This window comes from Halomicrobium zhouii (assembly GCF_900114435.1).
Taxonomy (GTDB): Archaea; Halobacteriota; Halobacteria; order Halobacteriales; family Haloarculaceae; genus Halomicrobium; species Halomicrobium zhouii.
Window position 1 is genome coordinate 134,343 of sequence record NZ_FOZK01000001.1, and the last position, 18,083, is coordinate 152,425.

At 66.1% G+C, this 18,083-nt stretch carries 17 protein-coding genes; 8 read left to right on the plus strand and 9 right to left on the minus strand.

The window, feature by feature from the left end; genetic code table 11:
• The first annotated feature begins 86 nt into the window (after positions 1–86).
• Positions 87–1,091: a hypothetical protein gene (locus BM337_RS00710; protein ID WP_143117605.1), complete on the plus strand. Its 1,005-nt coding sequence runs from the start codon at positions 87–89 to the stop codon at positions 1,089–1,091.
• A 110-nt stretch (positions 1,092–1,201) separates the two neighbouring features.
• Here the strand turns inward: BM337_RS00710 and BM337_RS00715 are convergent, their stop codons facing one another.
• From BM337_RS00715 to BM337_RS21690, 5 genes are all read right to left on the minus strand, one after another.
• Positions 1,202–1,570, minus strand: coding sequence for a hypothetical protein (locus BM337_RS00715; RefSeq protein WP_089812931.1), 369 nt, complete (start codon positions 1,568–1,570; stop codon positions 1,202–1,204).
• Positions 1,571–1,772: 202 nt separating this feature from the next.
• A complete protein-coding gene (locus tag BM337_RS00720; RefSeq protein ID WP_089812933.1) occupies positions 1,773–2,966 on the minus strand; it encodes an MFS transporter in 1,194 nt (397 codons plus the stop codon).
• Positions 2,967–3,757: 791 nt separating this feature from the next.
• Positions 3,758–4,072, minus strand: coding sequence for a DUF7577 domain-containing protein (locus tag BM337_RS00725; RefSeq protein WP_089812935.1), 315 nt, complete (start codon positions 4,070–4,072; stop codon positions 3,758–3,760).
• A 135-nt stretch (positions 4,073–4,207) separates the two neighbouring features.
• A complete protein-coding gene (locus BM337_RS00730; protein ID WP_089812937.1) occupies positions 4,208–5,296 on the minus strand; it encodes an aminopeptidase in 1,089 nt (362 codons plus the stop codon).
• A 38-nt stretch (positions 5,297–5,334) separates the two neighbouring features.
• Positions 5,335–5,457, minus strand: a complete 123-nt coding sequence (locus BM337_RS21690; RefSeq protein ID WP_281244858.1) for a DUF7859 family protein — start codon at positions 5,455–5,457, stop codon at positions 5,335–5,337.
• A 191-nt stretch (positions 5,458–5,648) separates the two neighbouring features.
• Here BM337_RS21690 and BM337_RS00735 point away from each other — a divergent pair, with 191 nt between their 5' ends.
• Positions 5,649–6,338: an ArsR/SmtB family transcription factor gene (locus BM337_RS00735; protein ID WP_089812939.1), complete on the plus strand. Its 690-nt coding sequence runs from the start codon at positions 5,649–5,651 to the stop codon at positions 6,336–6,338.
• 233 nt (positions 6,339–6,571) lie between these two features.
• Here BM337_RS00735 and BM337_RS00740 read toward each other — a convergent pair whose 3' ends face one another.
• A complete protein-coding gene (locus BM337_RS00740) occupies positions 6,572–7,081 on the minus strand; it encodes a metallophosphoesterase (RefSeq protein ID WP_089812941.1) in 510 nt (169 codons plus the stop codon).
• A gap of 67 nt (positions 7,082–7,148) precedes the next feature.
• On the opposite strand from BM337_RS00740, the gene BM337_RS00745 reads away from it, so the two are divergent.
• The 4 genes from BM337_RS00745 (at position 7,149) to serB (ending at position 12,933) form a co-directional block, all read left to right on the plus strand.
• Positions 7,149–8,123 carry a cation diffusion facilitator family transporter gene (locus tag BM337_RS00745; RefSeq protein ID WP_089812943.1) on the plus strand — a complete coding sequence of 325 codons (975 nt, stop codon included), beginning with the start codon at positions 7,149–7,151 and terminating at the stop codon, positions 8,121–8,123.
• Between the two features lie 74 nt (positions 8,124–8,197).
• A complete protein-coding gene (locus tag BM337_RS00750; protein WP_089812945.1) occupies positions 8,198–10,378 on the plus strand; it encodes an ATP-dependent DNA helicase in 2,181 nt (726 codons plus the stop codon).
• 207 nt (positions 10,379–10,585) lie between these two features.
• Positions 10,586–12,001 carry an erythromycin esterase family protein gene (locus BM337_RS00755; protein ID WP_089812946.1) on the plus strand — a complete coding sequence of 472 codons (1,416 nt, stop codon included), beginning with the start codon at positions 10,586–10,588 and terminating at the stop codon, positions 11,999–12,001.
• A gap of 299 nt (positions 12,002–12,300) precedes the next feature.
• Positions 12,301–12,933 (plus strand): phosphoserine phosphatase SerB, encoded by a 633-nt coding sequence (gene serB, locus BM337_RS00765; RefSeq protein WP_089812950.1) that lies wholly within the window; start codon positions 12,301–12,303, stop codon positions 12,931–12,933.
• Between the two features lie 36 nt (positions 12,934–12,969).
• Here the strand turns inward: serB and BM337_RS00770 are convergent, their stop codons facing one another.
• The 3 genes from BM337_RS00770 to BM337_RS00780 all read right to left on the minus strand — a co-directional run bounded on the left by BM337_RS00770 (position 12,970) and on the right by BM337_RS00780 (position 16,470).
• Positions 12,970–13,308, minus strand: a complete 339-nt coding sequence (locus tag BM337_RS00770; protein ID WP_089812952.1) for a hypothetical protein — start codon at positions 13,306–13,308, stop codon at positions 12,970–12,972.
• 99 nt (positions 13,309–13,407) lie between these two features.
• Positions 13,408–14,703 carry an O-acetylhomoserine aminocarboxypropyltransferase/cysteine synthase family protein gene (locus tag BM337_RS00775; RefSeq protein WP_089812954.1) on the minus strand — a complete coding sequence of 432 codons (1,296 nt, stop codon included), beginning with the start codon at positions 14,701–14,703 and terminating at the stop codon, positions 13,408–13,410.
• Between the two features lie 126 nt (positions 14,704–14,829).
• Entirely contained in the window at positions 14,830–16,470 is a 1,641-nt protein-coding gene (locus BM337_RS00780; protein ID WP_089812956.1) for a DNA-directed DNA polymerase II small subunit, read from the minus strand.
• Between the two features lie 93 nt (positions 16,471–16,563).
• On the opposite strand from BM337_RS00780, the gene BM337_RS00785 reads away from it, so the two are divergent.
• Together BM337_RS00785 and BM337_RS00790 are read left to right on the plus strand one after the other, a co-directional pair.
• Positions 16,564–17,235, plus strand: coding sequence for a S26 family signal peptidase (locus BM337_RS00785; RefSeq protein ID WP_089812957.1), 672 nt, complete (start codon positions 16,564–16,566; stop codon positions 17,233–17,235).
• A 118-nt stretch (positions 17,236–17,353) separates the two neighbouring features.
• Complete coding sequence (locus BM337_RS00790; RefSeq protein ID WP_089812959.1) at positions 17,354–18,010, plus strand: S24/S26 family peptidase; 657 nt, start codon at positions 17,354–17,356, stop codon at positions 18,008–18,010.
• Positions 18,011–18,083: the final 73 nt, after the last annotated feature.

Genomic DNA, 18,083 nt, shown 5'->3' on the forward strand with positions numbered 1-18,083 from the left:
GGATCAGGGCCCGAGTGCCGTGACGGTGTGTTACAGTAAATTCTGTTTCAAAAGCATTAATACAGAGTCATTTCGATCTATATTTGATGTCTGGTGACACTAATTTCAGTCGGCGCGCGCTCATCAAACGAGTAGGAGCCTGCTCGGTCGCCGGTATCACAGCCTCGGGAATCACTTCAGCGTCGCCAACCCGAGACAGGAGCCGAGAGAGGGAGGAAACCGGCGACGGTGCCAACGGTTCCAGTAAGGAGTCTATCCGACAAACGTCGGCGAAAGAGGTGTACGAGCTTTACAGAGAAACGTACGGCAAAGATGTCGCCCGCAAGGCAAAGAGTCTCTGGGTGGAATACGCGAATGCCGTTTTAGAAGACCGTCTCTCTCACTCGAAGGCATTTGCCAGATTCAAACAGCAACTCGCAGATTACTCACCAGAATTCAGACGCGCACTGGAGAATCAGGAAAAGCAGTCGGAGCGTGAACAGCTGTCACCGCTACAGCAGAGCGTCGCCGATGGAAACGTCGATCCGGACGACGAAAGTGTAAGCGTAATCGGAGGCGTCTCCACACAGGACAACCAGGATATTTTGCTGATAGATGGACAGGAGAACGGAAGCGGTGTCGTCGGGTTCCGGAAGTCCGATTACGACACGGGCAAGAACCATCTCCTCTGTATCACTGCCACGCCCGGAGCGGGTGACGTGAGACAGGAAGTCTGGCTGGAAGGGAATATCTACGTCCAGAACGGTGGCCCTCACGATATCGTACTGGAGTATTTCGAGAACGGAGGAGTCATCGGTGCCAGCGCTTCGTACGACGTGTGGGTCATGGAGGAAGGTGACTCCCACAAGACCTGGCACGACCTGAAAAGCGTTAACTCGTCAGTGAATGGGAGCGGTAGTATCGGCACTCGATACAATTTCGCCGACGACACGGTGTACAACGTAGGCATCCGGCTCAAGTGCGTCGCCTCCGGGCTTGGAAAAGCCGCCGCAGACTTCCACACCATCAACGGACCCAGCGAGATCCTCCCGGGTGACTCTCCGTACCGCCATCTCGAGGCGAAGACGCTCAGAATTTCCGAAGACGGCTGAGTTGGGGATAGATCAAGTCGGAGGCCCTCTGTTCGCCCCATACCCCACTGTTTCATTTGGTACTTCGATATCGGTGAACGCACATCTCATTCCATGTCCAGGAGGCCAGCTCAGGCTGCGGATACGTCGCTCCGCCCACCGAATCGGAAATACGAAACTGCAAGGGCTACCACGAGACATCCAGCAATCACGTAGTCAGTTCCTGCAGGGACCGGTATCGATACGCCGAGTACAGCGACAGCACCCAACAGTAACACGAGGAGCAACTCAACGGCGAAGAATCCGATGAGCGCGTATCCCATCCGGTCCAGTTGACTCGTGAAGAGCGCATGCCCGATCAAGATCCCGCCCGCTATGATCGGTATCACCGGCGCGATACTGGTCGGATCGCTCGGCAGGAGATAGCTCCCCACGGCGAGAGCAAGCACGTATAGAATCGCGGTAAGAGCAGTCCTCACCCAGGCATTCTCAGTTCCCATAGCCGGAGAAAAGAAGTCAAATATATATCAATTTTTTCACTTTCGATATCCCCCCCGGGTCTGTGCAACTGGTAAATGGCCGCTCCTGGTTACGGGAGGGTGGTGACTGGCAGACGGCGATCGTGTCCGTCCGCAGGGCAGTCACCAGCGGAACGTTCGCCAGGCCGACCGGTACGATTGCCGCCGCCGCGGGGCCAGCTATTCACGACCCCGTCGGCAACTTCCCGGCCCTCGCCAGCACGGCCATCCCGATCGCAATCACAGCCACAAGCCCAGCGTAGCCGTAGAACACGCCTGAATAGCTCAACCCAGCCTGCGCCAACAAACCAACAGCGACGCTCCCGGGCGCCTGGATGAGCATCATCGTCGCGCTAAAGCCCGAGTACGCGCTGGCGCGGTTCTCGTCGGGGAGGTTGTCCAGCAGGTAGGCGTCGCCCACCGGAAAGAGGCCGTGGACGACGAGGCCCATCACGACGGAGACGGCGGCGATGGCGAGGACGCCCTCGACCATCGTGAACGCGACCAGCGTGACGACGAAGCCGCCGAGCACCGAGAGGAGCATCGAGAGGTAGGAGAAGCGGTCGGCGAGTCGGCCGGCGACGATGAACGACGGGACGCCGGCGGCGAAAGTGAGCGTCAGCAAGTTGTTGGCCGTCCCCGGGGGGATGTCCTTGGCGGCGCCGAGGTAGGTGACGTAGAAGTTGAACACGCCCTGCCAGACGAAGCCCGTGAAGCCGACGAAGACGACGCCGGCGGCCACCAGCGGCCACTGGGCGCGAATCCCCGCGATGAGGTCGCGGTCGTCGACGCCGGCGGTGGGTAACTCGGCCCGGCGGACGGCGAGGGCGAAGGCCGCCGTTCCAGCGAGCGCCAGCACGGCGAGCGCGCCGAAGGCGATGCGCCACGACCCCATGCCGATGGCGACGGCGACGAGGAACGGCGCGCTGACGGCGGCTATCTGGGAGGACATCCCGCGCAACCCGACCGCGATGCCCACCTTCTCGGGGTAGAGTTCGCTCACCAGCGGGTTGGCCGCGATGAAGAACACCCCCGTCGCGAGGCCGACGAACAGCGCGCCGACGACCGTCAGCCAGATGCCCGGCGCGAGTGCGGTAAAGGCCGCCGCCGCGGAGAGCCCCAGTCCCATCCCCAGGAGTGTCCGGTGCCGGCTGACGAAGGTGAGCAGGTACCCCGTCGGGAGGCGAGGGAGCGCGCTGCCGACCCACACCGCCGTCGCCGCCAGGCCCGCCGCCGCGGGACTGATGCCGTTGCTGATGAAGAAGTCCACCAGCGGCGCGAAGGCGATCCGACCGAAGTTCACCAGGAACGAGAACGTACAGATAGAGACGAAGACGCCCAGGCGGCCCGGGGGCTTCGCCGTCGCCGACTCCGTCATGGGCGACGGGGAAGCGGTGCTGGCCGGCCACCGGTCTCATCGACAGATCCGTCCGCAGGGGGACGGACGCCGACGACGAACGTCAGATGCACGCCTACGGATCGCCGCGTCGCGTGCTTGAACCCCTCGCTTCCGGCCTATACCGATCTAAAATTCGCTGTCACGTCGCGACGGGTGATCCTGAGTCCGTAGTGAGCGGGTGATTCACGATCACGCTATTGAAACGAACACAGACAGCACGACCCAGAAAGCCCTCGGCGCGCTCGACCACTCCGGGGCTCGCTGCGCTCCAGCGGGTGCTTGCTTCGCCCGGGAGGGTTCGACCGCCGCTCGCCCTTTCAGTCCTCCAGGACGGCCCAGCACCGCAGCCCTGCCCTTCCCCTGGTCGCGCGCCCCTCGCGTTTGCTCGGGGACGCGCTCCCGGCCGACCGCCGCGCGGTTACGGAAGGAAGCGTGACCCGCCGCGGACGCGGCGGGTTCGGGGAGGGGTGGCGGTCCAATCGCGAGCGCGTTTCATCGCGCGAGCAACGCGGCGCCTGGAGGACTGAAAGGGCGAGGTGCGGTCGACGAAGTCCGAACCCGTAAGCACGCGAGGAACGAGCGCGCGCAACGGGTTCGCACGAGTCGAGCACGCCGAGGGCTTTCGAGTTGTTTGACTTCGTGCGAAGAGCGACAATCCCGAAACCTACCAATCGCTACGTCCTTGAGCTGTACTCACCGAAACGAGCCCGCCGACGGTCGATTCCGATCAGGGTCCGCTAACGGGGAGTCACGACCCCCCAGTAGCCCCGCTAGTCGTCCGGCAGCCGCCCGAAACACTCCCGGCAGAACGTCACACCGGCCCTGTTCGCCGTCCCACAGGCATCGCAGACGACGACTTCCACCCCCTCGCTCGCGTCGAACGCCGACGACGGGAACGCTGAGATGCCGGTCGGATCCGGCGACGGGCTGGAGCGACCGTCCATCCGCCGTGCCCGCTCGATCAGTTCGTCGTCCCGCAGGTAGGTGAGCCCCTTCCAGAGGCCGAGAAACAGCAGCGTCGGTGCGACGACGACGAACAGTCCCGCCAGCACTCGAAACGCGAGTTCGAACTGACCGATGGCCATAATCGACGTAGGGCATGGGGATGGGAGTAGCTGGCGGTGAATTCCCTCCCGGAGCTACGCTTCGAAGCCGTCCTCACGGCTCGCTCCACTCGCCGTTCGTCTTTACGGAGATTCCCCCCGGCGGTCGGAATCTCCCTACTCCTCGAACCCGTCTTCAAATTTGAACGTCCCGTCCCGCTGCACCACTTCTCCGTCCACCTCGATGGAGGAGTCCGCACTCATGTCGACGATCATGTCGACGTGGACGGCCGAATCGTTGCGCTCGTTGTCCTCGCCGACGGTGTCCTCGTAGGCGCGGCCGACGGCCATGTGGACGGTGTCGCCCATCTTCTCGTCGAACAGCATGTTGTAGGTGAACCGGTCGATGTCGCGGTTCATCCCGATACCGAGTTCGCCGAGGTAGCGGGCGCCCTCGTCGGTCTCCAGCACCTGCGTCAGGACGTCCTCGTTCTTGGCGGCGGAGTGCTCGACGACTTCGCCGTCCTCGAAGCGGAGGTACGCGTCCGTTACTTCCCGGCCCTGGTGGTAGAGGGGCTTGTCGAACAGCACCTCGCCCTCGACGCTGTCGGCGACGGGGGCGGTGAACACCTCGCCGCCGGGGAGGTTCTTCTCGCCGTAGTCGTTGAGCGTCGGGTTGCCGTCGATACTCATGGTGACGTCCGTCGTGTCGCCGGAGACGATCCGCACCTCGTCGGCGGGGTCCAGGATCTCGACCATCTGGGCCTGGTGTTCCCGGACGGCGTCCCAGTCCTTGTTGATGGCGTCCCAGACGAAGTTCTCGTAGCCCTCGGTGCTCATCTCGGCCAGCTGGGCGTTGGCCGGCGCGGGGAACTGGGTACCACACCAGCGCTTCGAGAGGCGCTCTTCGAGGACTGGCTGGTTGGCCTGCCGGTACGCGGCGTTCGTCGCCGGGTCGACGTCACTGGTCTCCGTGACGTTGTCGTCCGCGCGGACCGAGATGTACGCATCTGTCTCCTCGATGAGGGCGAGTTCGTGGGCCGGCGTCTCGTACTCGTCGTCGCCAGCGCGGAGGAAGGCCCGTTCTGCACGATCGCTGTCGAACATGGTGACGGGGTTCGCACCGACGTCGCCGATCAGTTCGTGGATGGCGACGACCAGATCCTCGGCGATGGGGGGCGCGACCACGAGCACGTCGTCACCGGGTTCGAGCGAGACGGAGTGGTTCACGACGATTTCGGCGTGGTTGCGTATCCGGGGGTCCATACGTGAGGTGACCGCCGTCGCTCACAAACCAGTTTCGTCTACTTGCGGTTCCCGCGCATCCCTTCCTTGAACCCCTGGACGGTCCGGCGGATCATGAGGTAGAAGAAGAAAAACAGCATCAGTAGGGCGGCGAGGATGCCGTAGGTGATCCACTCCTGCATACCCCGTCTTTCACCGGCGGCGTTCAAAGTCGTTACGGGGTGAGTGGACGCGCTGGCTGGAACCGTGAGATGGCGGCGAATTCCCGAAATCCGCCGCGATGAACTAACTGCGCCCGGAATAGAGTTAGTCAAACGGCTCTTTGAGTGATCGGCACCAAGACTAATACCGGAGTAGAACATATGCTTTAACCATGTCACTCCTTCCCTCCAGGGACCCGGCGACGCCCGACGCGGAGCCCCGGGTGATCGGTGTCGACAGCGAGGACGCCGACGACGTGCTCGCGGCGCTCTCGGCGGGGACTGCGCGGAAACTGCTCGCCGAACTCAACGAGACGCCCGCGCCGCCGGGCGAACTCGCCGACCGCGTCGACACCTCGCTCCAGAACGCCCAGTACCACCTCGAGAAGCTCGAAACCGCCGGCGCCGTCGAAGTCGTCGACACGGCCTATTCCGAGAAGGGACGCGAGATGGACGTCTACGCGCCCGCGAACCAGCCGCTGGTCATCTGTGCCGGCGGGGAACAGGAGACCTCCGGCGTGCGGAGCGCACTGACGAGCCTGCTGGGCGGCGTCGGCGCGCTCGCGGTCGCCAGTTTACTCGTCCAGCAACTGTTCGGCCGCGGACTCGAGACGTTCTTTGGGCCGTCGGTCGAGCGCGGGAGCGCCGGCGGGACGACGCCGGACCCGAGCTACCTCACCAACGGGACCTCTGCCGGCGGTGCCTCCGCACAGGCGACGGAACTGGTGACGGAGACGGCCGCGAGCGCGGCCGGGCCGGCTCAGTCCGCCGTTGGGACGATTCTCCCGCCTGGACTCGCCTTCTTCGCGGGCGGCGCCGTCGTGCTGGCGTTCGTCTTCGCGATCTGGTACGTCGATCGGTGAAACGGCGACTTGACGTATCGATCCGGCCGGGGCGGGTTCTGTAAAACGACTATTTGAGCTTACGAGAGGTATTTTGGACTCGGTTACCTAGAGGAGAATGCGCCGACCCGCTTCGGCCCTCCCGGCCGGACACGACTCGACCGGACACACACACCCGACCAGACACGACCGCCCGCCGCCCCGGGCGTTGGACCGCGCTCCGGGACTGACAGTACGCGCCTGTGCTGTCGCGCTCACGACGGACGGCTCACCTCCCCAACGACCCCCTCACCCGGCCGATGCGCCCGAACCACCAGTCTCTCGGCAGTGGCAGTGGCCTCGGCGTGTCCCGGCCGAAACTGACGCGGGTCGGCGTGACTCCCCGGATTGACCAGCACGCGACCGGACAGTTCTCCCAGTTCCGGGCGGTGCGAGTGACCGACCACGACGACGTCAGCCGCTTCCTGTCGCGCGAGCATCGACAGTGACGTCTCCGTGTGTTCGTGGCCGTGGACGACCACGAACCGCCAGCCCTGCCACTCCAGCGTCGCGACCGACGGCAGACGCTCGACGAGCGACGGGACGTCGTTGTTCCCGTGGACCGCAACGAGGTCCGCGGCCTCGGCCGCGAACGCGTCGTAGACGGCCTCGGTGGTGAAGTCGCCGGCGTGGACGACGGTGTCGGCCTCGCGAACGGCTTCGAGGGTGCGACCCTCGAGTCGATGGCCGTCGGTACCGTGGGTGTCGGAGACGATGGCGAGCACAATCGGGTTTGTTGCTCTGGCGTTAAATCCCGAACCCCTTTTGGTCCGGCCGCGTGTCGTCCCGGCGATGGCAGGAAGTAAATCGGTCGTCCTGGCGGCGCTCGTGGCCAACGGGGCCATCGCCGTCCTCAAGTTCTTCGGATTCCTCCTCACCGGCAGCGCCGCGATGCTGTCGGAGACGTACCACAGCCTCTCCGACACGGGCAACCAGGTGTTCCTGCTGATAGGGATCCGATACAGCGACCGGGCCCGCGACCGCCAGCACCCCTTCGGCTACGGGAAGTCACAGTTCTTCTATAGCTTCCTCGTGTCCGTGTTCCTGTTCGGTATCGCCGGCTGGGAGAGCCTCAAGCACGGCTACAGCCAGCTCACGGGCGGCGGTCACGGCGGTGGCCCCCACCCGGGGGAGGCCGTCGAGTTCCTCTGGATCAGCTTCACGCCGCCAGCCTGGCTCGACCCGGTCTGGGTGAACTACACCGTGCTGCTCGGCGCGTTCGTCTTCGAGACGTGGGCGCTCTACAAGGCACGGGCCGAGATGAAACGGCAGATGAACGCCAACGACTGGGGCGGTTACCGCGAAGCGTTCCGCAAGACCAGCGACACGACCACGCTAACCGCCCTGACGGAGGACACCATCGCCCTGCTCGGCATCGTCATCGCGCTGGTCGGCCTCTTCCTCGAACAGCAGACCGGAAACCCCTTCTTCGACCGGGTCTCGGCGCTGCTGATCGGGATCATGCTGATGAGCTTCGCCGTCGCGCTCGCCTGGGAGAACAAGCGCCTCTTGCTGGGCGAGAGCCTCCCGAAGGACGAGGAGGCGAAGCTTCGAGAGATCGTCAGCACCCACCCCGGCGTGACCGACATCCTCGACTTCCGGACCGTCTACTTCGGTCCCGGACAGATCCTTATCACCGGCGACGTCGCCTTCGAACCCGACCTCGACGCCGCTGACATCGACGCCCGGATCACGGACATCCAGGAGGCCCTCCGGGGGGCACAGGAGGGGATCGACCGGGTCTACCTCGAGACGGAGACCCTGTAGGGGCCCCCGCTGGGACGCTATCACCTCCGCCCCGTGCCGAACCCTTTTGACCGATAGCGGCCAATCACTCCCCCGTGGCGACGACCGACGACGACTACCTGCGGTTTTTCCCCTACGAGGAGCCGTACGACCACCAGCGCGAGGCGATGGCCACCATCCACGACGCGCTGACCGACGGTCGCGACGTGCTCTTCGAGGGGGCCTGTGGCACCGGGAAGACGCTGGCGTCGCTCGTCCCGGCCCTGGAGTACGCCAGACACGCCAACAAGACCGTCGTCATCACGACGAACGTCCACCAGCAGATGCGCCAGTTCGTCGAGGACGCCAGGGCCATCACCGAGAGAGAGCGCCTGCGCGCCGTCGTCTTCCGCGGCAAGGGGTCGATGTGCCACATCGACGTCGACTACGAGGAGTGCCAGGCGCTGCGGGACACGACCCGGGACCTGGCCGAGGCCGAACAGGACGCCGCCGAACTCGAACAGCGCCAGGCCGACCTCCTCGAGGAGATGCAGGAGGGTAGCGACGAGGCCGCCGAGGCCCGCAGCTCCGTCGTCGACGAACTCCAGCACCTCCAGGAGGAAATCGAGGAACTGGAGACCGAGCGGTCGACCTGCGACCACTACTACCGCAACCTCACGACCGACACGACGGACTTCTACGCCTGGCTCAACGACGACGTCCGGACGCCCGACGACGTCTACGAGTACGCCCACGAGCGCGGCCTCTGTGGCTACGAACTGCTCAAGGAGGGGATGGAGGGCGTCGACCTCGTGGTCTGCAACTACCACCACCTCCTGAACCCGGGCATCCGCGAGCAGTTCTTCCGCTGGCTCGGCCGGGACCCGGAGGACGTCATCGCCGTCTTCGACGAGGCCCACAACGTCGAGGACGCGGCCCGGGAACACGCCAGGCGGACGCTCACCGAGACGACCCTGGAGAGCGCCGTCGACGAACTCGCCGACACGGACGACGCCCGCTCGGAGGCCGCTCACAACGTCGTCGCGACCTTTCTCCGGGCGCTCCGCCAGGCCTACGACGACGCCTTCGGCTTCGGCCAGCGCGAGAACGTCGACGAACACTGGGAGGACCTGCCCATCGCGAACGAGGACCGCCGCGACGACCTGACGCTGGCGTTCCTCCAGGCGTACTCCGGCCCGGGGTTCCACGAGGAACTCGACCAGGCCGTCGAACTCGGTCGCGACCTGGACGAGGAGTACGAGGAGGCGTTCAAGAACGGCGAGACCGCTACGAGAGAAGAGTGCCAGACGCTCCAGGCCGCACAGTTCCTGACGGACTGGCTCGCCGAGAGCGACGACCTCGGTCAGTATCCGGTGGTCTCGGTTCGGCGTGACGAGGGCACCGGCGAGGTGTACGGCCGCGCCGAACTGTACACCTGCATCCCCTCGAACGTGACGACGGACCTCTTCGAGGAGCTCCACGCCGCCGTGCTGATGAGCGCGACGCTGCGCCCCTTCGACGTGACCGCAGACGTCCTGGGCCTCGACGAGGTGGAGACGATGGCCTACGGCGCGCAGTTCCCCGAGGAACGCCGACGCACCTACGCCGTCTCCGGCCCGGCGCTGTTCGCCAGCGAGCGCGACGACCCGGCGACCCAGGACACCATCGGCGGCGTGCTAGAGGACGCCGCCCGGATGACGCCCGGCAACACCCTCGCCTTCTTCCCGAGCTACGCCGAGGCCGAGCGCTACCACGAGCGCGTCGACGTCGACGGGACGACCTACCTGGACCGGCCGGGCGAGTCGGCCAACGACCTCCGGGAGTCGTTCGTCGCGGACGACGACGCGGTCCTCTTTACCTCGCTGTGGGGCACGCTCGGCGAGGGCGTCAGCTACGACGGCGACGACGCCCGCACAGTCGTCGTCGTCGGCGTCCCCTACCCCCACCTCGACGACCGGATGGACGCCGTCCAGGAGGCCTACGAGACCGCCTTCGATGGAGCAGACACCGAAGAGGCCGGCTGGCGCTACGCCGTCGAGATCCCGACGGTCCGCAAGACTCGGCAGGCCCTCGGGCGCGTCGTCCGCTCGCCGGAGGACTTCGGCGCCCGCATCCTGCTCGACAAGCGCTACACGCAGGAGGCGGAGATGGAGATGCGCGACTACGCGGTCCGCGGAACCTTCCCCCCAGAGGAACGTCGGGAGATGATCGACATCGCCCCGGACAAGCTGAAGTTCGCGATGCTGAACTTCTACAGCGACGTCGACGGCTACGACGGCGACCCGCCGACACCGTAGGGTTCCGGACGGTCTACCGCCGGACGGTCTACCGCCGGACGGTCCACCACGAAAACCGATGGAAGTGGCGCGCAACTCCGGGACGGCGCGGCGCCTGGCTTCGGACAGTGGGCGGATAAACGCGGTGATCCGTGCCATCGTTTCCACGACGTGGAAACCTGCGAAGGGCTTCTTTCGCTCGCTCGCCGAAGCGTGAGGCGATCACTCATGAGACGGGAAAGCGATGTTTCGCGGCGCGAGTTCGCGGCGCTGGCCGGGACACTCGGAGCCAGTGCGCTCTCGGGATGCATCGGCGGTGACGACGGTGCGGGAGAAACGGCACTGAACTCGACGTCCACCACCAGCACTGACGCGACCACGTCGGACGCACCGACGACCGAAACGGCGGCGTCGAGCGAACTCCTCGACGCCATCGAGCGGGAAGCGGTCTCGTTCGAACTGACCGCCTCGGCCGAGAACCTCGACGCCGTCGCAAATCGGCTCGCGGAATCTGCCATCGTGGGCATCGGTGAGGCCTCCCACGGCGTCAGCGAGTTCAAGTCGATTCCCCGCCTGCTCGTCCGAAGACTCGTGAGCGACCACAGCTATCGCCTGATCGCGATGGAGGGTACCCTCGGCGAGTTCGCGCCCGTGAACGCGTACGTCACCGAGGGCGAGGGCGACCTCGAATCGGCGCTGTCCGCCCTCGAGTTCCACTTCTGGGGGTCGGACCAGGTCCGGGAGATGCTGGCGTGGCTCCGCGCGTTCAACGAGGGTCGACCGCGGGACGACCGCGTCGCCGTGCGAGGATACGACGCCCAGTTCTACGACGTGAATGCGAGGGCGCTCCGCACCTACCTCGAGCGCGTCGACCCGGACTTCCTGACCGAGATAGCCGACTCGCTGGAGCCGCTCACCACGCGGTCCCACGGGTCCGCGTCTGCGTACATGACCGACTCGCAGGTCGCCCTGATCGAGGACCTCCGGACCCGACTGGAGACGAAAGAGAGCGAGTACGTCGAACAGGGCTCCGAGTCCGCGGTGGAACTCGCACAGCGACACGTCTGGACGCTGGAGCAGGGGCTCCGGTTCATGGAGAAGTTCGCCGCCGAGGAGTTTCCGGCTGGCAAAGAGATACGCGACGAGGCGATGGCCGACAACGTGGCGTGGCTCCGGGAGTGGACGGGCGCGGACCGGGCCGTCGTGATGGGGAGCGCGAACCACACGATGGGGAACGCCGCGCCGGCGAGTAAGCCGGGAACGCGGATGGGCCAGCACCTGGCCGACGAGTTCAGCTCGGACTACTACTCGCTGGGACTGCTGTTCGGGTCGGGGTCGTTCGCGGTGCCGGCCAACCACGCGAAGACCGAGTTCGAGACGTTCGAGACGGGCGGTCTCCTGGACGGGACGCTCGAATCGACGCTCGCTGACGCCGCCTCGTCGCCGCTGTTTCTCGACTTCGAGGCGGCGCGCGAGCGGTCCGTACTCGACGAGTGGATAGCAGGGGCCTCGACGATACAGGTCACGACACCCAGCGCTCCGGAGAACGGCGCCCGACCACTGCCGGATCCGCCCGGCGAAGTACTCGACGGGCTCGTCTTCGTTCGCGACGTCTCTGCGGCGTCGTTCCCCTACACCGAGTGAGCAGACGGCCCGCGCTCACCGCCGATACGAGCCACGGTGGTCGAACTCGAGGAACCAGCGGTCGTATCGCTCGACGAATTCGTGATCGCCGGTCGCGCCCACCGAGGGCCCCCCGTCGACGGGCTGATGTTCGAACACGACGAAGCCGGCTACCAACCCACCGCCCGGACCGAAGGATACGGGTGCTACGTCCCCGTCGACGACGAGACCGCGGAGTCCGACGACTACCGAGCGCCCGGGTCGCGTCGCTCCACCCGAAACCGGGGGCTTTGTGACCCCCGGCGGTCAACTCCGCGGCAATGCTAGTCGCGTTCGACTTCGACGGGACGCTCTCGGACTCCGAGATGACGGTGTTGCTGGGGAGCCAGAACGGCACGGCCGACGACATGGCCGACATCACCGAGCGGGCGATGAACGACGAGCTCGAGTACGCCGAGAGCCTCCGCCAGCGGTGTGCGCTGCTGGCGGACCTCGACGACGACCTGGCCCAGGCGTCCTTCGACGAGGTCCGCCTGCGACCCGGCGCCGCGGAGGTCATCGCGGCGCTCCGCGAGGCCGGCCACTACGTCACCATCCTCACCGGCGGGTTCGAGCGGGGCGTCGCGGCCGCACTGGAACACGAGGGCGTCACCGTCGACTCCATCGTCGCGAACCGACTGCTCGTCGACGACGGCCAGCTGACCGGCGACGTCCGCGGCCCGCACATCACGGGGACGAAGGACAACTCGCTGGAAGTGGTGACGAGCGTCGTCGACGCGGACCCGAACGACACCGTGGCCGTCGGCGATGGCGCCAACGACCTCCCGATGCTCCAGGTGGCGAGCCTCGCCATCGGCTTCGACCCGAAACCGGCCGTGGAGCCGGCCTGTCACGAGACCGTCGAGACGATGGAAGAACTGGGAGACCTGCTGGAAGCCGAAGGCATTCTGTAGCGGCGTTCGGCCGGTCTGGGGCGGCGCCGCGTCTCGCTATCTGAACAGGCGGCGGTTGGTGAGTAGATACCCGATGACCAGGAAGCTCACGAGGGCGCCGATCAGGTTCAGATCGAGGAGCTGCGACAGACCGCTCAGACCGTACACGATCAGTCCCGCCGCCCAGGCCCACGACCGGAGGTGCCAGAGTCCGTAGACCGTGACGAACTGGGCGGCTGTGAGAGCGAGCGTAACCAGTCCGAGAAGCGGCGCGGCGGAGAGCAGAATTAGCGAACCCACTACCCCGAGGACACAGCCGATGGCGGCGAGAACGTAAATTATCTTGACGCCGAGCGGTGGGGAGGGCTGGCTGGCGGAGTACGTCGCGGGGGCCATTTCGCACGTAGTTCTCCGGCAACTGGTGTTAAATCTGTTCCACGCTGCCGGAAAATTACCGCACGGATAACTGGTCGGAAACGGACGGAGTCGTGACGGTTAGCTCGTCGCCTGTTCGATGGCCTGGTCGAGGTCGGCGACGATGTCGTCCGCCGACTCCAGCCCGACGGAGAGGCGCACCAGGTCGTCGGTGACGCCGGCGGCCTGCTTCTCCTCGTCGGTGAGTTGCTGGTGCGTCGTCGACGCGGGGTGGATGATGAGCGTCTTGGCGTCGCCGACGTTCGCCAGCAGCGAGGCGACTTCAGTGGACTCGACCGTCGTCCGGGCGGCGTCGTAGCCCGCTTCCAGGCCGAAGGTGATCATGCCGCCGTAGCCGCCGTCGAGGTACTCGCTGGCGGTGTCGTGGGTCTCGTGGGATTCGAGCCCGGGGTAGCTGACCCAGGAGACGTCGTCGTGGTCCTCGAGGAACTCCGCGACGGCCATCGCGTTCTCGGAGTGGCGTTCCATCCGAACCGGGAGCGTCTCCAGGCCCTGGATGGTCTGCCAGGCGTCGAAGGGGGCCTGCTGGTTCCCCATGTCGCGCAGCCCGCGGGCGATGGCGGCGTAGGTGAGCCCCGCGGGGCCGAACGTCTCGTGGAAGTTGACGCCGTGGTAGGCCGGGTTCTCCTGGGCGATCTCGGGGAACTGCTCGGCGTGCTCGCCCCAGGGGAAGCTCCCGCCGTCGACGAGGACGCCGCCCACCGTCGTCCCGTGGCCGTGGATCCACTTCGTCGTGGAGTTCCAGACGATGTCCGCGCCGTGTTCGAGCGGGTTGCACAGATAGGGCGTCGCGAAGGTGTTGTCGACGAACAGCGGCACGCCGTGGTCGTGGGCGATGTCGGCCAGTCGTTCGATGTCCGGCGTGACGAGCGACGGGTTGCCGATGGTCTCGAAGTGAACGTAGGCGGTGTCGTCGTCGATGGCCTCCTCGTAGGCCTCGTAGTCCAGCGTGTCGACGAAGCGCGCCTCGACGCCGTTCCTGGGCGCGGTGTGGGTGAAGTAGGTGTACGTGCCGCCGTACAGCGACGACGCCGTCACGATGTTGTCTCCTGCGTCGGCCAGCAGGAACGTCGCGAGGTTGAGCGCGGCCATCCCCGAGGACGTCGCGACGGCGCCGACGCCGCCCTCTAGCGCGGCGATGCGCTCCTGGAGGACGTTGTTCGTCGGGTTCATCAGCCGCGAGTAGATGTGGCCCGGCTTCTCCAGGGCGAACTGCGAAGCGGCGTCCTCGGCGTCATCGAAGACGTACGAGGTGGTCTGGTAGATCGGCGGCGCACGGGCGTTCGCGTGGGACTCCGGCGTCTCCTGGCCGACGTGCAAGGCGTTCGTCTCGAAACCGCGCTCTGGGTCGCTCATTGTACAGGCCAGTACATGGGCGCAGTTCCCTTAACTACCCGCGACGCCGGCCGACCGTGCCCCGTGTCGCCGATACCGGCCAGTATTCGGGTGAGTTGCGAACGGGTTCGACCGGAAAAGGAGGCGTCAACTGAACTTCCGCACCGTCATGTCCAGCGTGTCCAGGTCTAGGATCGGCGCGTAGCCCGAGTCGGGGTCGATGTTCACGCTCTTCTGGAAGTCGGTCTGGGACTGCCAGCACCCGGAGTTGAGCGCGAGCACGTTGTGGTACTTCCCCCAGCCCAGCTTGTGGACGTGGCCGGTGTGGAACACGTCGGGGACGTCCTCTATCACGAGGTAGTCCCGGTCCTCGGGCGCGAGGCGGGTGTGGCCCCCGTACTGCGGGGCGACGTGGCGCTTCTTGAGGAGCTGGTACATCGCCTTGTGGGGCTCGTCGTAGCTGGCCTTGTCGTCGGGGAGTTCGGCGATGACCTCGTCCAGCGAGACGCCGTGGTACATCAGGATGGTGACGCCCTCGACGGTGACCATCGCGGGGTTCGAGTGGACCTGTGCGTCGTGAGCGGTCATGATGTCCCGGAGCTCCTCGTCGAAGGCCGGCTGGGGCTCGGCGAGGCGGACGGCGTCGTGGTTGCCGGGGATCATGCGGATCTCGATGTCGCCGGGGACCTCCTTCAGGTACTCGCTGAACGCCCGGTACTGGTCGAAGATGTCGACGACGTCGAGTTCCTCGTCCTGGTCGGGATAGACGCCGACGCCTTCGACCATGTCGCCGGCGATGAGGAGGTACTCGATGCGGGCGGCCTCCTCGGTGTGGAGCCAGTCGGCGAAGCGGTGCCAGGCGTCCTCCATGAACTCCTGGCTGCCGACGTGGACGTCGGAGATGAGCGCCGCCTGGACGTGCCGGTCCGCCGTCGAGGGTTTGAACGTCCGGGGGACGTCGGGGAAGTGCATCGAGTCGACGAAGAGGATGCCGGCGTCGTCGGCCAGCGTTCCCTCGACCGCGATGACCTCGTCGAACAGCAACTCCTGGACCTGGTCGGCCCACTTCCGGTCTTTCATGATCAGGCACGGGAAGGTGCCGTTGGTGTCTTCGAGTTCGACCAGCCAGTGGCCGCTGGCCGTCGAGCGGACGTCCGACACCATCCCGACGATGGCGGCGTCGCTTCCCCCGCCCATCGACTCCAGGGCGTCCGTCGGCCGGTGGTTGACGCGGCCGCGCAACTGCTTCGAGAGCTTCTCGTACCGGTCCCGGAACACCTTGACGAAGTCGCCGTACTCCCCGGTGCCGGTCGACTGGCCGGTCATGTCGTTCTCGACGGTGATCGACCGCTTCGACGGGTCCGTGTTCCGACTGATTGGCTCGGCCGCCCCGTCCGCGGCCGCAGTCGCGGTCGGAGTCGCGGCCGCGACCCCCTCTCCAGACCCCTTCGTTTCAGGTGGAGAACCACTCCCGGCGTCTGCCGGTGATCCGTCGTCGTCTCCAGTCGAAGTAGGGGGGTTTTCGTCGACGGGACGGTGACCGTCTCGGGTCGAGCGGTCTCCATCGGGGATTTCCGACCCATCCCCGTCACGTCCCTCGGTCTCGATCGACTCCCGGACGTGATCCGTCGTGAGCTTCAGCGCGTCGTCGGGCAGCGTTTCCAGTGCGCGTTCCAGCGCGGCGTCGGAGTCCGGCTCGTCCGCCAGCAACGTCACCGCTTCCCGCTCGGCGTTGTAGCCCCGGCGGGCGAGTTGCTTCACGATCCGCGCCGGCGTCTCCAGTGGCACAGCTACTGGTCCGCGGGACGGCCCAAAAAACGTAGCGGACCGACGAACCAGGAGACAGAACACTGAACAATCAGTCCGTCGAGTATTTCGACGATGAGCGACTCGCGCGGGCCGAACCCACCGGACCGGCCCGAAGACCCTTCCTGGAGGGTCTACCTGGCGGACCTGGCGAGCAGCGTCCTCTCCGTCGGGCTGGTCGTCTGCTTTCTTTTCGCGATCAGCGGCGTCTGGCCGCCGATGGTCGCCGTCGAGAGCGAGAGCATGGCACCGCACATGGCCGTCGGCGACCTCGTCTTCGTGATGGACGAGGCGAGGTTCCCGGGAGACGGCGCTCACGGCGAGACGGGCGTCGTCACCGCGAGGAGCGGGGCAGAGACGGGATACGCCACGTTCGGCGGCTCGGGCGACGTCGTCGTGTTCGCACCGGACGGGAACGACGACGCGACGCCGGTGATCCACCGGGCGATGTTCTGGGTGGCGGACGGCGAGAACTGGTACGACGAGGCGAATCCCGAATTCGTCGGCGACGCCGACAGCTGCGTGGAACTCCGCAACTGTCCGGCGCCCCACGCCGGCTTCGTCACCAAGGGCGACAACGCCCGGACGAACCCCGGCTACGACCAGGCCCAGGGAATGTTCGCACCCGTACGGCCCGAGTGGATCGTCGGGACCGCAGAGGCTCGGCTGCCGTGGCTCGGGTGTCTTCGATTGCGCGCGAGCGGGCCGGAGAGGCGACCCGACGCCTGCGAGCTGCCCGTCGGCTGATAGTGGTAGTTGTACCTTTTTACCGACGTTCAGAGCCGACACGCCGGGTCCGACGTCACGGCGACGTGCGCACGACGAGACAGAAGGTTGATACGGACTTCCGACCCACTTTTCGACGATGAGCGAGGCGCGCGGTCCGAACCCGCCGGACCAGCCCGACGATCCGTCCTGGAAAGCCTACGCAACCGACCTCCTGAGCAGTGTCTCCGCCGTCGTCCTCGTGGGGCTGTTGCTCTTCGCCGTCAGCGGCGTCTGGCCGCCGCTGGTCGCCATCGAGTCCAAGAGCATGAGCCCCAACATCCACGTCGGCGACCTCGTCTTCGTGATGGAGGAAGAGCGGTTCCCCGGCGAGGTCCAGCAGGGCGAGACGGGCGTCGTCACGGCCCACGCCGCGGAATCGGCCGGCTACTCGAAGTTCCAGAAGCCGGGTGACGTCATCGTCTACGCGCCGGACGGGAACAACCAGACCACGCCGATAATCCACCGGGCGATGTTCTGGGTGGAGGACGGCGAGAACTGGTACGACGAGGCGGATCCCGAGTACGTCGGCGCGGCCGACAGTTGCGACGAGCTCAACAACTGCCCGGCGAACGGATCTGGTTTCATCACCAAGGGCGACTACAACGGCCAGTACGACCAGGTGACGAACCTCTCGGGACCCGTCAAAGCCAGCTGGGTCATCGGCACCGCGGAGGTGCGAGTGCCGTGGCTCGGCTGTATCCGACTGAGTGCGACCGGTGCCGCGACACAGCCCGGCGCCTGCGAACTGCTGTAACGCGCCTCCGCCCTGGAAACGGGTACCGGATCGAATTCTCGACGTGAAACGAAGGGGTTCTGTCGTCGACACT

What these genes read in the sequence shown, in the direction of transcription:
- BM337_RS00710 (WP_143117605.1), top strand. Translation starts at nt 87, where the DNA reads ATGTCTGGTGACACTAATTTCAGTCGGCGCGCGCTCATCAAACGAGTA.
- BM337_RS00715 (WP_089812931.1), bottom strand. Translation starts at nt 1,570, where the DNA reads ATGGGAACTGAGAATGCCTGGGTGAGGACTGCTCTTACCGCGATTCTA.
- BM337_RS00720 (WP_089812933.1), bottom strand. Translation starts at nt 2,966, where the DNA reads ATGACGGAGTCGGCGACGGCGAAGCCCCCGGGCCGCCTGGGCGTCTTC.
- BM337_RS00725 (WP_089812935.1), bottom strand. Translation starts at nt 4,072, where the DNA reads ATGGCCATCGGTCAGTTCGAACTCGCGTTTCGAGTGCTGGCGGGACTG.
- BM337_RS00730 (WP_089812937.1), bottom strand. Translation starts at nt 5,296, where the DNA reads ATGGACCCCCGGATACGCAACCACGCCGAAATCGTCGTGAACCACTCC.
- BM337_RS21690 (WP_281244858.1), bottom strand. Translation starts at nt 5,457, where the DNA reads ATGCAGGAGTGGATCACCTACGGCATCCTCGCCGCCCTACTGATGCTG.
- BM337_RS00735 (WP_089812939.1), top strand. Translation starts at nt 5,649, where the DNA reads ATGTCACTCCTTCCCTCCAGGGACCCGGCGACGCCCGACGCGGAGCCC.
- BM337_RS00745 (WP_089812943.1), top strand. Translation starts at nt 7,149, where the DNA reads ATGGCAGGAAGTAAATCGGTCGTCCTGGCGGCGCTCGTGGCCAACGGG.
- BM337_RS00755 (WP_089812946.1), top strand. Translation starts at nt 10,586, where the DNA reads ATGAGACGGGAAAGCGATGTTTCGCGGCGCGAGTTCGCGGCGCTGGCC.
- serB (WP_089812950.1), top strand. Translation starts at nt 12,301, where the DNA reads ATGCTAGTCGCGTTCGACTTCGACGGGACGCTCTCGGACTCCGAGATG.
- BM337_RS00770 (WP_089812952.1), bottom strand. Translation starts at nt 13,308, where the DNA reads ATGGCCCCCGCGACGTACTCCGCCAGCCAGCCCTCCCCACCGCTCGGC.
- BM337_RS00775 (WP_089812954.1), bottom strand. Translation starts at nt 14,703, where the DNA reads ATGAGCGACCCAGAGCGCGGTTTCGAGACGAACGCCTTGCACGTCGGC.
- BM337_RS00785 (WP_089812957.1), top strand. Translation starts at nt 16,564, where the DNA reads ATGAGCGACTCGCGCGGGCCGAACCCACCGGACCGGCCCGAAGACCCT.
- BM337_RS00790 (WP_089812959.1), top strand. Translation starts at nt 17,354, where the DNA reads ATGAGCGAGGCGCGCGGTCCGAACCCGCCGGACCAGCCCGACGATCCG.